We start from the raw sequence: 15,526 nt of genomic DNA on the forward strand, positions 1-15,526 counted from the left end.
GCATTTTTGATTACAGCCTTCTGAAATTTTGATGTAGGCATGGTAGTTTGAGCCCGTTATCACGCGCTCTTCGCTTGCTTGCAGGTAGGTGTCCGGGCTAAATAAATTTTGCTTTTTTAGGATGATTTCATCGATCTTGTCGTAGTCTCCGACGCCGGTAAATAGATCGACCTCGGGCAGCTCCTTCATCAGCTCCTCGCGGTATCGCTGCATCAGACAGCCCGTGACCACGAGCAATGAGCCTTTTTTGCGCGCTTCGTGCATATCCAGGATCGCGCGGATGCTTTCTTCTTTTGCCGAATTTATAAAGCCGCAGGTGTTTACGATGATGACGTCGGCCAAGGCCACGTCGGGCGTGATCTCGTAGTTTGAGAGGCGTCCGAGCATGATTTCAGAATCCACCAGATTTTTGTTACAGCCTAATGATACTAAGTGAAGTTTACCCATCTTATACCCACAGATTGTCGATCAGACGCGTTTTGCCCACGTACGCGGCGACTAGGATGATGGTATTACTTGGCTCTATTAGCGAGATTTCGTTTAAATTTCTATCCACGATCGCGACGTAGTCGACGTTTAGCGGCTCTAGGGTTTGTAGCATCTCGCCTTTTATCGTTTGTGCGCTTGGCTCGCCGGCCGCGATCAAATTTGAGGCTTTTTTAAGCGAATGAGAAAGCTTAAGCGCCTCTAGCTTTTGCCCCTCGTCTAGGTAGGCGTTTCGCGAGCTAAGCGCCAGTCCGTCGGCTGCGCGAACGATCTCACAAGGCACGATCTCTAAATTTAAAAAACAGGTTTTTACGAAATTTCGCACGATGAGCAGCTGCTGCGCGTCCTTTTTGCCCATATAGACGCGCTTTGCGTTTGTTAGATTAAAGAGTTTATTTAGCACGCGAAGCACGCCGTCAAAGTGCCCGGGACGAGTCTTGCCCTCAAGCACGCTTGCTAAATTTTCAGGCGCGCTAATTAACGGCTCGGTATCAAAATATAGCTCCCTAGCCTCAGGCGCAAACATCGCATGTACGCCCAGCTCCTCGCAAATTTTAGCGTCGTTTTGTTCGTTTTTGGGATAGCTATCAAAGTCCTCGCCCGCCAAAAACTGAGTCGGGTTTACGAAGGTCGAAACGATCGCGGTTTTGTTTTCCGCTACGCACTTTTCTATGAGGCTAGCGTGCCCATCGTGAAGCGCGCCCATCGTAGGTACGAAGCCGATATTTTCGGGATTTGCCGCGACAAAATCTCGCAGCTGTTCTGCTGTTTTTAAAATTTGCATTTTCTCTTCTTTATGTTTAATTTTAACGCGCGATTATAGCAAATTTTATCTTTACTCTTACAAATATGTTATAATCACGCCAAAAAGCACAAAAAAGGTCTTAAATTTTGGATAATTACGAATACACGGAACTCCTAAAAACACTAAACACAAAAGTAGAAAATATCGCTGGCGTCGTAAAGCCTGAAAGCATCAAAGCTCGCCTAAAAGAGATCGAGGAGCTAGAAAACGATCAAAATTTCTGGCAGGATATCGCAAAAGCAGGCGCCATCGGCAAAGAAAAAACTAAAATTTCAAATATCTTAAATAACTTCCTAAACGCCAAAAGCGCCGTAGACGATGCAAAGGATCTATACGAGCTGGCAAACTCTGAAAACGACGAAGAGACGATAAATTCGCTCTTTGCCGAGGCTGGCGAATTAGAGGATAAGATTGTAAATTTAGAGATTTCTATGCTGCTTAGCGGCGAGGACGACGGCAAAAACGCCATCGTCACCATCCACCCGGGCGCGGGCGGCACGGAGAGTAACGACTGGGCGAGTATGCTATACCGCATGTACCTGCGCTTTTGCGAAAGAGAGGGCTTTAAGGTCGAAACCCTGGACTTCCAAGAAGGCGAAGAAGCAGGACTAAAAGACGTGAGCTTTATCGTTAAAGGCGTAAACGCCTACGGCTACCTAAAGGCTGAAAACGGCATCCACCGCTTAGTACGAACCAGCCCGTTTGATAGCGCCGGACGCCGTCACACGAGCTTTACTAGCGTGATGGTAAGTCCGGAGATCGACGACGACATCGAGATAGAAATCGACGAAAAAGACCTAAAAATCGACACCTACCGCGCAGGCGGAGCAGGCGGTCAGCACGTAAATAAAACCGAGTCTGCCGTACGCATCACTCACGCGCCTACCGGCATCGTCGTACAGTGTCAAAACGACCGTAGCCAGCACAAAAACAAAGCCACCGCGATGAAAATGCTAAAATCGCGCCTCTATGAGCTAGAGCTGATGAAGCAGCAAGAAGCCGCCGGCAGTATCGAAAAAAGCGAGATCGGCTGGGGCCACCAGATCCGCTCATACGTGCTTTTCCCGTATCAGCAGGTCAAGGATAACCGCAGCGGCGAGGCATATAGCCAAACCGACGCGATACTAGACGGCGACATAAAAAAGCTCATCGAGGGCGTTTTGGTAAGTCAAAAAAGCATAAACTAGAAAGGAAAAATATGGAAATTTCAGCTCTTTTAAACCAACTAGGCTACAACGAAAACGACGCGACCACCGCGCAAGTTAAGCGCATCCTAAACAACTGCGACGGGTTAAATTTAAGTAGCATAATCACGCTAAACGATCACCTAAAACCGCTTGGTAGCTTCGTCGCGATGAGCGGCAGCGAAGACGTGTTTAAGATAAAAAACGCGGGCAAAACGCCTGACGCGCAAAGCGACGCGCTAAACGTGATCGAAAACTGGGCTGAAAAAAACAAGATAAACATAAAAAGAGTAAATGAAACTACGCACTACATACTAGGAAAAAACATATGAAAAACTACGATATCATCGTCATCGGCTTTGGCAAAGCAGGCAAAACTCTCGCCGTAAAAGCCGCAAATTTAGGCAAAAAGGTCGCCGTAATCGAAAAATCGGCGCAGATGTACGGCGGCACATGCATAAACGTCGGCTGCATCCCAACAAAAAAACTAGTAAATTTAAGCAAAGAAGCGCAATACGTAAATAATAACGTCGCGGGCGAATACTTCACGCTAAGTATCGAGAAAAAAGACGCTCTCGTTTCCGCGCTTAGAGCTAAAAATTTCGCTATGCTTGACGGCAACGCAAACATCGACGTGATAAACGGCACGGCTAAATTTATAGATAAAAACAGCATTGGAGTCACGGCTACGGATGGCTCAAAAAGCACGCTTACCGCGCAAACCATCGTAATCAATACGGGCTCGATTAACGAAAAACCAAGCTTTGAGGTTAGTTCAAATTTAGCTTTTGACAGTACTGGGATTTTAAATCTAAAAACGCTTCCAAAACACCTAGCGGTGGTAGGCGGCGGATACATCGGGCTTGAGTTTGCCTCGATGTTTGCGGAGTTTGGCTCAAAAGTCACTATCGTAGCTCGCTCGGGCGTGCTAAAAAACGAGGACGATGACGTAAAACAGAGCGTAAAAGCGCTACTACAAACGCAAGGGATCGAAATTTTAGAGGGTTGCGAAGTTAAAAATTTAAAAGATAGCACGCTAAATTTCACCCAAAACAGCGAGGCAAAAAGCCTTGACGCGGACGCGTTTTTACTAGCGACGGGGCGCGTAGCGGCGACTGCAGAGCTAAATTTGAGCGCAGCCGGCGTACAAACGGACGCCAAAGGAAACGTGTCGGTAAACGAGTTTTTGCAAACCGCCCAGCCGCATATCTATGCAGTAGGCGATGTTCGCGGCGGCGAGCTTTTCACGTACACGAGCCTAGATGATTTTCGCATCGTCTTTGACAAGCTTTTTGGCGCCGGCAAACGCAGTACTCTAAACCGCTCGCCTCATGCCAGCACGCTTTTTACCGAGACTCCGCTAGCTAGCATCGGACTAAACGAGAAACGGGCCGCGGCGCAAAATTTGGACTTTAAAGTCCTAAAACTAGCGCTAGCAGCAGTCCCCGGCGCAAAGGTAGTCGGCAACGAAACCGGATTTTTAAAAGCGATCGTGGACGCAAAAAGCGGCAAAATTTTGGGCGCGGCATTTCACTGCGTTTACGCAAACGAGCTTATCAACGAAATCGCCATCGCAATGGCTCTAGGCGCGGGCGCTGATTTCTTTAAAAATCAGATTTTCACCCACCCTAGTATCAGCGAAGCGCTAAATGACCTCTTTGGACAATTTTAAAAACGACGGAAAGGATAAAAAATGAGGAATTTACTTCTTACCTTTATCGGGCTTTTATTTGTAGGATGCGCAGCTTCAAGCGGCGGACCCAACGACAACCCCGACTACGATTTTAACAAACGCGCCATCGAAGTTCTAAAGCCAAAATGCGAAAGCGGCAACTACTCCGCGTGCAACGATCTTGCCATCAGCTATCAAAATCTGCAAGATCACAAAACCGCTCTAAAATACTATGAAAGAGCATGCAAAAACAACTATCAAGCCGCCTGCACAAACCTCGCTAACATGTACCAAACAGGCCTTGGCGTGAGCAAAGACGCAAACAAAGCACTTGAAATCTATAGCGCCTCATGCACGAACGGCGGGGCGTACTCTTGCTACTACTTAGGCGAGTTTTATCGCTCGGCAATCGACGGCAAAGAACCGGACTACGCAAACGCCATGTCGGCCTACGATAGAGGCTGCAAACTAGGCGACGTACCGTGCTGCACAAACACGGCCGTACTTTACGAGCATGGGTTGGGCGTAGCGCAGGATGAAACAAAAGCTAGAAGCATCTACCGCTCGGCGTGCTTTAGCGGCGACACGTCTGCATGCGACAATCTAAAAAGAATGGGCAGAAAGCGATAAAAATTTAACGCATTTAAATTCGGCGTTAAATTTACTACGGCGAGTCAAATTCGGCTCGCCTTTTTTAAATTTGACCGTAGCAAATTTAACTTCAAATTTGCCCCAAAATTTACCTCCCAAAACCCACATCTTGAAAATATAAAAACCAAAAACCGTCCGTCAAATTTGACGCCGAATGCTCGCAAATTTAACCGCTAAAATTTAGGTTTTATTCTTGACGTTCCGTAGCCAAATTTTATTCGCTCCGCCAAAAAACAGGTTAAATTTGAGCGGATTTTACTCGCAAATACAAAAATAAACAACGCCAAATTTGAGTAAATTTGATAAAAGATAGAAAAAAGGGGCTCAAATTTAAGCCCCCAGATGCATGAGTTTAGAATAAAAATTAAAATTTATAAGAGACGTTAACCTTAAAGTTTCTGCCCGGCTCCCAGTCGATCGCGTTCGCATCGCCCGTATATTCGGCTATTCTTTGAGACTGCGAGACGTAGGCTTTGTTAAATACGTTATAAACGCCAGCGTTTATCTCAAGTCCCTTAAATTTACCGCCACTTGGCGCATAAGTGAGATAGATATCACTCACGGCGTAGCTCGGGATATGTACGGCAGCGTCGTTGCCAGCACTCGTCGTGTCTTTCGAGGCGAAATAAATAAGATTATAGCCCACGAGCGTATCGATAGCGTTTATCGAATACTCGGCGTTAAAGGTGTATTTGTCACCTTGGTCGCGGTAGCCGATGATATTTGACGTGTAGTAGCCGCCGCTACCGTTTCTCACGCGGTCTTTATATCTTACTTTTTGATGAGTATAGCTAGCGCCTAAGCTTAGCGCGTCGAGGTTTAGTCTAGCCAAAAGCTCGACGCCGTCGATATCCGCGCCGCCTGCGTTGATCCTATAAAGCACCGGATTTATACGCCCGCCTGCTGCGTTATTATCTACGATTAGGTTTTTGTATTTGGTTTTAAAGTATTTAGCTACAAAGCTAACGTGTCCCGTTTCGCTAAACTCGCCCTTGTAGCGTCCGCCGATCTCGTAGCTATCGCCCGTAGTGGCCTTTAGATCAGGGTTTGCTCTGTATCCCAGCGCCGTACCCCTGCTAGAGCCGCTAGCTAGCATAGACTCCATAACGTCCGGTCCTCTAAACACCTTAGCATAGCTGGCAAATACGCCAAGCCCCTTCATAAACTCGTAATCAAGCGCGAGAGCGGGCGTAAATTCGTCAAATTTGTATTTGTATCCGCCGATATTTGCGCCCGTGCCGTTATATGTCTTTAGCTCGTGGCGCTCGTATCTGATGCCAGGAGTCACAGTTAGGCCTGCAAATTTGATCGCGTCCTCTAAGTAAAACGAGTAGTTGTTTACTTTTTCGGGACGGTTGTTTTGCGGTTTGTTAAAATTCTCGCTGTGGTAGTACTCCGCGCCGTATCTTAGTGTTTGCGTCACGTCGCCCGTCTCTATCGCGGTTTTTGCTTTCGCGCTTAGGCCTCTAGTTTTTACGCCCCATTTGCTACCGTCGATCCTCTGATGCTTCGTATGATACGCCGTTACGTCTAGATTTAGCAGTTCGCTCGGCGTAAATTCGTACTTTAACGTCGTCGTGTCGCGCTCGTATTTGCGGTAGTCATCATTTGTATGCCAACTACCAAATTCTGCTCTTAAAGGATAAAGTCCCTTGTAGTGGTTGTGCTCGTGAGAGAGCGATATCCTGTGCGCGTCTAAAAAGCTATATCCGAGCTTAAAAAGATAGCTAAGGTCGTTACCGTCGCCGCCGATTTTCTTGCCGTTACCGCTCTTGCCGTAGTCGTAGCCTTTGTGATTTAGCGCGGCTAAAAAGTCAAGTCCCTCGACGGGCGCAGTAAAGACCATTAGCCCTTGCGAAAATTCGTCGTTATTTGAAGCATAGCCCGTTTTGATTTTCGCGCCGATGATTTCGCCCTCTTCCAGCAGGTCTCTAGCGTCCACCGTCCTAAAAGCCACAGAGCCTCCAAGAGCTCCGGCGCCGTTTACTACAGAGCGCGAGCCGACCTCAACGTCGATGGCTTTGATTAGATCGGGGTCGATCAGGAGGTCTGCGTTGTGGTGAAAGGTATTTCCGTTTTGCTTCGCGCCGTCGATCGTGATATTTAGGCCGCGGTCGCTCACGCCCCTCATGTAAATTTTTTGATTCATGCCGTTCGTGCCGCCTACGTAAACACCGGGAATATCGCGCATGACGTCTTTTAGTATGCCTGCATTTCTCGTGCTTATCTTTACGTCGTCTACGCCGTAGCCGCCGCTAGTGCTGCTTACCTCTACGCCGCTTAGCGTTACGTTTTCGGCGGCATTTGCGCCGATAGCTAGAGCCGCGACGAAAGAAATCTTCGCAACATTGTTAAAACTCATTTTTTCTCCTCTTTAAATTTATTAAATTTTACGCCGATTTAGAAAAATATTTAAATTTTGTTTTCTTTAATCCGCTCAGATTTTGAAAACGAATATTATAATTCTAAGACTAAATTTTAGATAAAATCATTTAAAATATTACTTGCTTATTCGTTATTGACAATAAATACCATAATCTGATATAATTGGCGCGCAAATTTTACAAGAAGGCATTAAATGGAATTTCTCAAACACAACGTCGATTACGTTATCATCGGTATTTTAGGGCTTATGAGTTTTACGGTAGTGTGGCTTACGATAGAGCGCTTGATCTTTTACGCAAACGTTAAATTTGAAAATTATAAGAATCAAGACGACTTTGAAGAGAGCGTAACTAGAAATTTAACAACGCTTTATATAGTTTATTCAAATGCGCCGTATATCGGACTTTTGGGTACGGTTGCTGGCATCATGGTGACCTTTTACGACATGGGTATGAGCGGCGGCATCGACACTAAAAGCATCATGGTCGGCCTATCTCTCGCGCTAAAAGCAACCGCGCTAGGCCTCATCGTCGCGATACCGACGCTAATGATCTACAACGCTTTTATGAGAAAAGTGGACGTTTTAGTAAACCGCTACAAGGCTTCACGTGAGAATGCCTAAAAAAGAGGGATTAAACGTAATCCCGCTCATAGATATTATGCTCGTTTTGTTAGCCATCGTACTTAGCATTTCGACTTTTATCGCTCAGGGCAATATCAAAATCGACCTGCCAAACAGCGAAAGCGCGGAAAAAAAGCAAGACGAAAACGATAAAATAGCCGTTTTAATTAATAAAGATAATGAATTTTTTATAGGCGAAGAGAAAATCGCCGAGGAAAATTTAAAAGAAAAGCTAAACGAGATAAAAAACGAAACATTAATAGAACTTAAAAGCGATAAAGAGAGCAAATTCGACTCGTTTATCAAGGTCATCGACATACTAAAAGAAAAAAATCATGAAAACTTCGCTATCACGACAACAACTGAATAGACGCGCCAGCTTTACTGGGCTTGGCGTTTCTATCCTGTTGCACTCTATCCTCATCGGATCTTTTATCAAATTTTACGACGAGCTAAAGCCGATGCCGGAAGAAAAAAGCGTTAAAATAGCGTTAAACACCTTTACTCCGCCTCCCGCACCTCCGGCCCCAACTCCTCCAGCTCCGCCTCCTCCAGCGCCGCCTGCACCGCCGCCACCCGAACCTGTCGTCACGCCGCCAAAACCGGTTGAGCCTCCTAAGCCGGTAGAAAAGCCAAAACCCGTGGAGAAGCCAAAGCCAAAACCAAAACCTACGCCAAAGCCGGTTAAAAAGCCTGAGCCTGAACCTGAACCGCAGGTAGTGCAAGCGCCTCCGACTCCCGCACCGCCTACTCCTACGCCGCCGGCGCCGCAACCAAGCCCTGCTCCGTCGAAAACCAGCTCAAATTTACCGCCTAGCGGAGCGGAGACGGTAGGAGAGTTTAACTTCTCGACATCAGCCGGCGATGAGAGATTTGCTAAAATCCAAAGGGCGATACAAAAGCACCATAAATACCCTAAACGCGCCCAAAAAATGCGACATCAGGGCGTCGTAGAGGTTAGCTTTGTATTTAAAAAAGACGGTAGCGTCCACGACGTAAAAGTAATAAAAAGTTCAGGCTTTGAAACGCTAGACGAGGCCGCAGTCGAGCTCATAAATCGCGCTGCGCCGGATTTTCCGACGCTTGATCGCGACTACGTCATCAAAATCCCCGTTAAATACAATATCACGTAAATTTAAGCCGTTTTTACGGCTTAAATTTTACCTTTTGATTTTACAAAATTTGATGCAAAAGCAAAATAAATTTTAATAAAAAGCATAAAAATAAGCCGTTCTAGTTATAAATTTAGTGCCGCTAAATCGGTTGCGATCAAATCAAATTTGACGCTGCAGCAAGAATCAAAATTTGCCAAATTTACGCCGAATTTAGCCAACGCCGTTAGTTCAAATTTATACTTAGCGATCTCCCCAAATTTTACTTAAACGCCCTTTTATACGAGTTTTCTATTAGCTCGCAGCATCCTAGTTCGCTCATCGCAGCTTGCGCGAATTTGGATTTCGCAGCAGCTCTCTACCGTAGGCCACCGCGTCGCAAACTCCGCCTACTAGCAGCGCCTCGCCCTCGGACGCCTTTGTTATGAGTCTGGCCGCGATCGCCGGGATACCGACTGCTTGCTTTACGGCCTTAGCGTAGTCCGCTTGATAAAGCAGAGTAAACGCCGGCGCGCTATCCGTGCGCTCAAAAAATCCGCACGCCCAGACGTGGATAAACGCCGCGCCCAGCGTTTAGAGCTGTTTTGCCAGCCGCACGCTAACTTCTAGGCTCCAGTCGCCTTTTACCCAGCTTTGTGCACTTATGCGTACGCCGACGGGGATTTGTACCGCGGCTTTTATCTCGCTTAAAATTTCTTTTAGAAATCTCGCGCGATTTTCGAAGCTTCCGCCGTATTCGTCGTCTCGCAGGTTAATCCCCGGCGATAGAAATTCGCTGATGAGATAGCCGTGCGCGGCGTGGATCTAGGTCGCGGCGTATCCCGCGCGCTGGGCTCTAACCGCGGCCTTGGCGAAAGCTTGCTTGACCGAGACGATGTCCTCTGCGCTCATTTGTTTCGGCGTTTTGTAGCTCTCGCTAAATTTCAGAGCGCTAGGTGTGATCAGCCCCTCGCACTCGCTTTTTCTGCCGGCATGTGCGAGCCGGGCGGCCATAGCGGCGCCCTGTTTGACGCACTCTTTGACGAGTCTGGCGTGCGCCTCTAGCTGCTCGTCGTTCCACAGCCTCAGATCGCGGCCCCTTATCCTGCCTATAGGCTAGGCACAGTACGCACACAGCGCCCGTGCCGCCGTAGCACAGGCCACGGAAACGCCTATGGGACGAAAATTAATTTACGCTCGGATTTGTAAATTTTGCGTGTTTTAAAGGTTTAAATTTTTACGTTTTTAGGCAAATATTTGCCAAATTAGCTGCACAAAAGACAGGCTCCGTGTAGTCGGCGCGAAAATTTAGCTTGCCATAGTCGCTTGGAATTTTAAACGCGACTTTCGCTACGAACGTAAATTTCGTCTCAAACGAAATTTGGGCTTAAATTTTGCCGTATTATAAAATTTGACCCGAAATTTTAAAGGATTGCAGATTGATATTTACAAAGGCAAAATAGCCGACGCAGCAAAAATCTCCAACTCCGCCAAACTACGAAGTAGCCGAAATTATCCGCCAAAACTACTACGCCAAGTCCTTTAAATCCGTCCCGTAAGCGTCTTTTAAGCGCTTAACGTCTAGCTCGCGGTTTAGATTTACGAGGCGAAATTTGACCGCCTCCCACCGCTCTTTGCCGTCGTATTCGCGTCGTACGAGCACCATGTCGTCTAGCTCCACGCGCAGATCAAGCGGCACCTCATACAGCCCCCAGTCGTTATCGTAATTAGTCGCTTCGGCCAGCTGCTTAAATCTCGCTAGATCGATAAAGCCGTCCGCGCTGCCTACGGCTCTAACGTCGCTCCAAATTTTACCGTTTTGCGCCAAAACTAGCTCCAACTCGGCAAATAAATTCACCAGCTCGTAATCGCTTGATTTATGTCGTTTTTCTAAATGCATTTTAAAATCCTTTAACGCAAAGCGCTTGCGGTAGCTTAAATTTACGCGTGAGGTCGCGCGGCGCGCTAAAATCGCCGCAGTAATAGCCCAAAAGCCGCAAAATGTCGTCCCTAATAGCTTACAAGCGCTCGGTTAAAAGCAGCTCTCGCAAGAGGGCGAAAATTTCGCTCTCAAGCGCCGGCGCGCAGTAGCAATATGGGTCAAGGTAAAACCAGGGCACGGCAGAAGCAAGGCCTTCCGCTCTCGTCGCTTCCGCGCAAAACGGCGGGTCTATAAGGCGGCGTTTTTGCAGTTTTACTGCAAATTTATTTATCAAGCGTGCGGTACCGGCCAAAGTCCGCACGCCGCGTGCCAGGCCGCGGCTTTATACCGCATCGCAAGGCAAAACGCGCCACTATAAACGAAATCCACTATGTCTAGCCTAGCCGTCGGTCGCGCCCGATCGCCCTTTGCGCCGCTTACTCGGCCTTGCTCGCATCCCACGCAAGGATCGTCTTGCCCTCGGCGTCGGTAGCCACGTCGCCCATGCCCATGATGTTGTAGCCGCAGTCGACGTAGTGCACCTCGCCGGTCACGCCGCTAGCAAGGTCGCTGAGTAGATACATCGCGCTGTTGCCGACGTCATGCGTCGTGACGTTGCGTTTTAGCGGGCTATTTACCTCGTTGTAGCGTAAAATCATCCTAAAATCGCCGATACCGCTTGCAGCAAGCGTCTTAATTGGGCCTGCGGAGATCGCATTTACGCGGATACCGCGCGCGCCAAGATCGTGAGCGAGATAGCGCACTGAGCTTTCAAGCGCTGCTTTTGCGACGCCCATAACGTTGTAGTGAGGCACGAATTTCGGCCCTCCGAGGTAGGTAAGAGTTAGCACCGAGCCGCCCTCTTTTAGCACAGGTAGCACTGCGCGCGTGAGGCTTAGTAGCGAATACACGCTCGTACCCATCGCGATATCAAAGGCCTCCTTGGTCGTATTTACAAACTCGCCCTCTAGCGCCTCTTTGGGCGCGTAGGCCACTGCGTGCACGACGAAATCTATCTCGCCAAGGTCTGCCTTGATGCGATCTGCAAGACCGTCCAAGTGAGCTGGGTTGTTTACGTCAAGCTCATAGACGAATTTGCTCCCAAACTCCTCCGCGATCGGCTCTACGCGTTTTTTCAGCGCGTCGTTAAGGTAGGTAAACGCCATCTGCGCACCCTGCTCGTGACAAGCTTCGGCGATGCCGTAAGCGATGGATTTGGCGTTAGCGACGCCGACGATGAGGCCTTTTTTGCCTTTTAAAATCATTATTTCTCCTTTCTATTTTGCTTGGCTTTTAAGCGTCTTTGAATGAGTTTTGATTTTGCCCCCTGCGACAGGCTACATGCCTAGTCTTGGTCACAAAATCTGCAACAACATTCAAATCCATCTTAAAATTCTTCGCAATTTGAAATTTACAAAATTCAATAAAACACTAAATTTGATAGCGGCAGTATCGCGAAGCTAGACTAGGCGACTTAAAATTTTGCGACGGGAGTTACCATATAGGTAATGACCGAGCAAAAATTTTAAGACAACGAAGTATAGCGATGCGAGACCACGCGTATAAGCTCTAAAAACTTCGACACCTCCCAGCTGGCTGTTCCTACTAACACTCCGTCGCAGTTTTTAATACCCGCTATCCCGCCGATATTTGCGACGTTTACGCTACCGCCGTAAAGCAGCGGCGCGCTCGTCTGCTCGCGGATGAAATTTAAAATCTCCTCTATCTGCTCCGCGCTCGCGCTCTTGCCCGTGCCTATCACCCACACAGGCTCGTAGGCGATCAGCAGCCGCTCGTAGCCAAGGTCGATATTTTTCAGTTGCCCCGCCAAAAACTCCTTCGTACCGCCAGCTTCGTTCACGCTCAAATTTTCGCCGATGCAGTAGACGATCTGCCAGCCCGCCTCTGCGGCAAAGTCGAATTTAGCTCGCAAAAGCCCCTCGCTCTCGCCTAGCTCGCGCCGTTCGGAGTGTCCGATCAGCACGCTTTTTACGCCAAACTCGTCCAGCATCGCCTTGCCGATCTCGCCGGTGTGAGCGCCGCTTTCGCACGGATAGAAATTTTGCGCGCCGAGTTTAAATTTATGAGCCGCAAGATCAAGCGCACTAAACGGAGGGAAAACCGTCACGTCGTCGTTTGCGCTTAAATTTGCGTCTAAAATTTGAGCGTATTTAGCAAAGCTTTCTCTCGTATGATTGCACTTTAAATTTGCTAAAAACCTCACTCCGCAGCCTTTCTAAGCGGTTTTATGCCGGGTAGCTCTTTGCCCTCGATAAGCTCCAGACTTGCGCCGCCTCCAGTCGAGATAAATGTCATCTCGTCGGCATCCCCTGCGCGCTCGACGACGTCGGCCGTATCGCCGCCGCCCACGACCGTAGTCGCGTGAGTGTCGATGATAGCGTGGCTCATTTTGATGCTGCCTTTGCTAAATTTATCCATCTCAAAAACGCCCATCGGCCCGTTCCACCAGATGGTTTGCGCGTCGGCGATAACCTCTTTAAATAGCCTAATGGACGCTGGCCCGATATCTAGCCCCATCCAGCCGCTAGGTATTTCTTGCGCGGGGACGAATTTCACGGCGCTTTCTGCCGAAAACGTCTGAGCCGCGACGACGTCTACAGGCAGGTAAATTTTAACGCCAAGCTCCCTGCCCTTGCGCAAAATTTCTCGCGCATCCTCGATGAGATCTTCTTCAAGAAGCGAATTTCCGATATTTTCGCCGAGCGATTTTAAAAACGTAAACGCCATGCCGCCGCCGATTATCAGCTTATCCACGCGCGGAAGCAGGTTGTGCAGAGCTTGCAGCTTGCCGCTTACCTTACTACCGCCAACGACCGCCACAAACGGACGCGCAGGGTGCTTAATGAGATTTTGAGCGAAATTTATCTCTTTTTGTAGCAAAAATCCCGCCGCTTTGTGCTTCTCGTCGTAAAATTTAGTGATCGCTTCAACCGATGCGTGCGCCCTGTGGCAGACGCCGAATGCGTCGTTTATGTAAAATTCGCCGTATTTAGCGAGCTCGGCGGCTAGCGCCTCGTCGTTTTTGGTCTCGCCCTTTTCAAAGCGCAAATTTTCAAGAAGTAAAATTTCGCCCGGTTTTAGCGCGGCGACTTTGGCTTTGGCGTCCGCGCCGACGACGTCCTCGGCAAATATCACGTCTCTATCAAGCAGCCTTGAAAGCCTCTTTGCCACGCCTCGCAGCGAAAATTTCTCCTCAAAGCCGTTTTTGGGGCGTCCTAGGTGGCTAGCCAAAACCACGCTGCAGCCGTTATCCAGGCAGTAGCGGATAGTAGGGATCGCCGAGCGGATACGGCGGTCGTCGGTGATGTTTAAAAACTCGTCCATCGGCACGTTAAAATCGCACCTGACAAATACCTTCGCGCCGCCGAGCTCAAGGTCGTTGATCGATAAAATTTCACTCATTTTTAGCCCTTTAAATTTATTTCGTAGCCACGATCTTAGCTAGGTCCACAAGCCTTGTCGAGTAGCCCCACTCGTTGTCGTACCACGCAAAGACCTTTACCATATCATCAGCGATGACCTGCGTAGTGTCGCTAGCCACGATGCTGCTGTATGCGCTCGTGCAAAAGTCGCTACTAACCCTATAATCGTCATCGACGAATAAAATTCCCTTTAAATTTGACTCCGCAGCCGCTCTAAACGCCTCGTTTATCTCATCTTTGCTGGCCGGTCTTTTTAAAACCGCCGTTAGATCGACCATCGAGACGTTTGCGACCGGTACGCGGACGGCTTGGCCGTGCATCTTGCCGTTTAGCTCGGGAAGTACTTTTGCGATAGCTTTTGCGGCTCCAGTGGTCGTAGGTCCGATATTTAGGGCTGCAGCGCGCGAGCGGCGGAAGTCTTTAGCTTTTACGTCTACCAGACTCTGTCCGTTGGTGTAGGCGTGGATCGTGGTCATGAGCCCTTTTACGATGCCGAATTTATCGTTTAGCACCTTTGCCACTGGAGCTAGGCCGTTTGTGGTGCAGCTTGCGTTTGAGACGATTGCTTCGCCTGCGTATTTATCGTCGTTTACGCCGATTACGAAAGTAGGAGTATCGTCCTTCGCAGGGGCGCTCATGACGACTTTTTTGATGCCGCGTTCTCGATAGGGCTCGCACTTTTCAGTGGTCAAAAACTTGCCCGTACACTCCAAAACCACGTCTGCGCCGTAGTCTGCGTAGCTAAGCTCGTTTAGATCTCTTGTTGAAAAAACTCTTATCTTTTTGCCGTTTACTTCTATAAAATCGTCGCTTATCACCTTAACGTCTTGCTTAAATTCGCCGTGCACGCTATCGTATTTGAGCAGATAGCGCGTCATGTCGCGCGTCGCCGTGTCGTTGATAGCGACAAGCTCAACGTCGTCTCGCTCTAAAATAATACGAGCAGCGCACCTGCCGATACGTCCAAAACCGTTGATCGCGATTTTTACCATGTTTAGCTCCTTGTGCTAGATTTTCCGGTCGCTTTAGGGCGTCCGGAAAGGTTATTTTCGTACTTTTAGCTTTTTGCGCGTTAAATTTACCGGCCTCAACCGATGCCGAGCGCGTAAATTTAAGCCGCTCTAAAGCCCGCCTTTTGCAAATTTGGCCCTGCACGGACGCCAAAAGCAAGCCCGTCAAAGCCCAAAAATCCCCAAATTTTACAAAATCTCCATTTAATTTGCGCTTTATCGGCGAATTTTTTGATTTTCAACCAATTTTCACTTC

The 15,526-nt window shown here is 48.4% G+C and carries 14 protein-coding genes and 2 pseudogenes; 7 read left to right on the forward strand and 9 right to left on the reverse strand.

Annotated features, from left to right (window positions below; translation table 11 throughout):
- Both Q0218_RS03545 and panC read right to left on the reverse strand, forming a co-directional pair.
- Positions 1-447 (reverse strand): annotated as a pseudogene (locus Q0218_RS03545) (30S ribosomal protein S12 methylthiotransferase RimO); the annotation flags it as partial.
- 1 nt (position 448) lies between these two features.
- Positions 449-1,270, reverse strand: coding sequence for a pantoate--beta-alanine ligase (gene panC / locus Q0218_RS03550; RefSeq protein WP_297966277.1), 822 nt, complete (start codon positions 1,268-1,270; stop codon positions 449-451).
- A gap of 107 nt (positions 1,271-1,377) precedes the next feature.
- On the opposite strand from panC, the gene prfB reads away from it, so the two are divergent.
- From prfB to Q0218_RS03570, 4 genes are read left to right on the forward strand one after another with little or no spacing between them, the layout of a single operon-like run.
- Complete coding sequence (gene prfB, locus Q0218_RS03555) at positions 1,378-2,478, forward strand: peptide chain release factor 2 (protein WP_297966279.1); 1,101 nt, start codon at positions 1,378-1,380, stop codon at positions 2,476-2,478.
- Positions 2,479-2,489: 11 nt separating this feature from the next.
- Entirely contained in the window at positions 2,490-2,807 is a 318-nt protein-coding gene (locus Q0218_RS03560) for a type II secretion system protein (protein ID WP_297966280.1), read from the forward strand.
- Positions 2,804-4,147: an FAD-dependent oxidoreductase gene (locus Q0218_RS03565; protein WP_297966281.1), complete on the forward strand. Its 1,344-nt coding sequence runs from the start codon at positions 2,804-2,806 to the stop codon at positions 4,145-4,147. The genes Q0218_RS03560 and Q0218_RS03565 overlap by 4 nt, the downstream gene beginning before the upstream one ends.
- 21 nt (positions 4,148-4,168) lie before the next feature.
- A complete protein-coding gene (locus Q0218_RS03570; RefSeq protein ID WP_297966283.1) occupies positions 4,169-4,777 on the forward strand; it encodes a tetratricopeptide repeat protein in 609 nt (202 codons plus the stop codon).
- A gap of 385 nt (positions 4,778-5,162) precedes the next feature.
- Here Q0218_RS03570 and Q0218_RS03575 read toward each other — a convergent pair whose 3' ends face one another.
- A complete protein-coding gene (locus Q0218_RS03575; RefSeq protein WP_297966284.1) occupies positions 5,163-7,160 on the reverse strand; it encodes a TonB-dependent receptor in 1,998 nt (665 codons plus the stop codon).
- 216 nt (positions 7,161-7,376) lie between these two features.
- On the opposite strand from Q0218_RS03575, the gene exbB reads away from it, so the two are divergent.
- The 3 genes from exbB to Q0218_RS03590 are packed head-to-tail and all read left to right on the forward strand — an operon-like array spanning position 7,377 to position 8,938.
- Positions 7,377-7,805 (forward strand): TonB-system energizer ExbB, encoded by a 429-nt coding sequence (gene exbB / locus Q0218_RS03580; RefSeq protein WP_002950017.1) that lies wholly within the window; start codon positions 7,377-7,379, stop codon positions 7,803-7,805.
- A complete protein-coding gene (exbD, locus tag Q0218_RS03585) occupies positions 7,798-8,175 on the forward strand; it encodes a TonB system transport protein ExbD (protein WP_002950018.1) in 378 nt (125 codons plus the stop codon). Before exbB ends, exbD begins: the two co-directional genes overlap by 8 nt.
- Positions 8,141-8,938, forward strand: coding sequence for an energy transducer TonB (locus Q0218_RS03590; protein WP_297966286.1), 798 nt, complete (start codon positions 8,141-8,143; stop codon positions 8,936-8,938). The genes exbD and Q0218_RS03590 overlap by 35 nt, the downstream gene beginning before the upstream one ends.
- A gap of 552 nt (positions 8,939-9,490) precedes the next feature.
- Here Q0218_RS03590 and Q0218_RS03595 read toward each other — a convergent pair.
- From Q0218_RS03595 to gap, 6 genes and pseudogenes are all read right to left on the reverse strand, one after another.
- Positions 9,491-10,009 (reverse strand): annotated as a pseudogene (locus tag Q0218_RS03595) (hypothetical protein).
- Positions 10,010-10,424: 415 nt separating this feature from the next.
- A complete protein-coding gene (locus Q0218_RS03600) occupies positions 10,425-10,796 on the reverse strand; it encodes a hypothetical protein (RefSeq protein WP_297966287.1) in 372 nt (123 codons plus the stop codon).
- A gap of 458 nt (positions 10,797-11,254) precedes the next feature.
- Positions 11,255-12,082 (reverse strand): enoyl-ACP reductase FabI, encoded by an 828-nt coding sequence (gene fabI, locus Q0218_RS03605; RefSeq protein WP_297966288.1) that lies wholly within the window; start codon positions 12,080-12,082, stop codon positions 11,255-11,257.
- Between the two features lie 260 nt (positions 12,083-12,342).
- Positions 12,343-13,041 carry a triose-phosphate isomerase gene (locus Q0218_RS03610; protein WP_297966289.1) on the reverse strand — a complete coding sequence of 233 codons (699 nt, stop codon included), beginning with the start codon at positions 13,039-13,041 and terminating at the stop codon, positions 12,343-12,345.
- Positions 13,038-14,240, reverse strand: coding sequence for a phosphoglycerate kinase (locus Q0218_RS03615; protein WP_297966290.1), 1,203 nt, complete (start codon positions 14,238-14,240; stop codon positions 13,038-13,040). The genes Q0218_RS03610 and Q0218_RS03615 overlap by 4 nt, the downstream gene beginning before the upstream one ends.
- 16 nt (positions 14,241-14,256) lie before the next feature.
- Complete coding sequence (gene gap / locus Q0218_RS03620; RefSeq protein ID WP_297966291.1) at positions 14,257-15,252, reverse strand: type I glyceraldehyde-3-phosphate dehydrogenase; 996 nt, start codon at positions 15,250-15,252, stop codon at positions 14,257-14,259.
- Between the last annotated feature and the right edge of the window lie 274 nt (positions 15,253-15,526).

Source organism: uncultured Campylobacter sp., from assembly GCF_938039245.1.
GTDB lineage: Bacteria > Campylobacterota > Campylobacteria > Campylobacterales > Campylobacteraceae > Campylobacter_A.

What these genes read in the sequence shown, in the direction of transcription:
- Q0218_RS03590 (WP_297966286.1), top strand. Translation starts at nt 8,141, where the DNA reads ATGAAAACTTCGCTATCACGACAACAACTGAATAGACGCGCCAGCTTT.
- exbB (WP_002950017.1), top strand. Translation starts at nt 7,377, where the DNA reads ATGGAATTTCTCAAACACAACGTCGATTACGTTATCATCGGTATTTTA.
- exbD (WP_002950018.1), top strand. Translation starts at nt 7,798, where the DNA reads ATGCCTAAAAAAGAGGGATTAAACGTAATCCCGCTCATAGATATTATG.
- Q0218_RS03565 (WP_297966281.1), top strand. Translation starts at nt 2,804, where the DNA reads ATGAAAAACTACGATATCATCGTCATCGGCTTTGGCAAAGCAGGCAAA.
- Q0218_RS03570 (WP_297966283.1), top strand. Translation starts at nt 4,169, where the DNA reads ATGAGGAATTTACTTCTTACCTTTATCGGGCTTTTATTTGTAGGATGC.
- gap (WP_297966291.1), bottom strand. Translation starts at nt 15,252, where the DNA reads ATGGTAAAAATCGCGATCAACGGTTTTGGACGTATCGGCAGGTGCGCT.
- Q0218_RS03600 (WP_297966287.1), bottom strand. Translation starts at nt 10,796, where the DNA reads ATGCATTTAGAAAAACGACATAAATCAAGCGATTACGAGCTGGTGAAT.
- Q0218_RS03575 (WP_297966284.1), bottom strand. Translation starts at nt 7,160, where the DNA reads ATGAGTTTTAACAATGTTGCGAAGATTTCTTTCGTCGCGGCTCTAGCT.
- Q0218_RS03615 (WP_297966290.1), bottom strand. Translation starts at nt 14,240, where the DNA reads ATGAGTGAAATTTTATCGATCAACGACCTTGAGCTCGGCGGCGCGAAG.
- panC (WP_297966277.1), bottom strand. Translation starts at nt 1,270, where the DNA reads ATGCAAATTTTAAAAACAGCAGAACAGCTGCGAGATTTTGTCGCGGCA.
- fabI (WP_297966288.1), bottom strand. Translation starts at nt 12,082, where the DNA reads ATGATTTTAAAAGGCAAAAAAGGCCTCATCGTCGGCGTCGCTAACGCC.
- Q0218_RS03560 (WP_297966280.1), top strand. Translation starts at nt 2,490, where the DNA reads ATGGAAATTTCAGCTCTTTTAAACCAACTAGGCTACAACGAAAACGAC.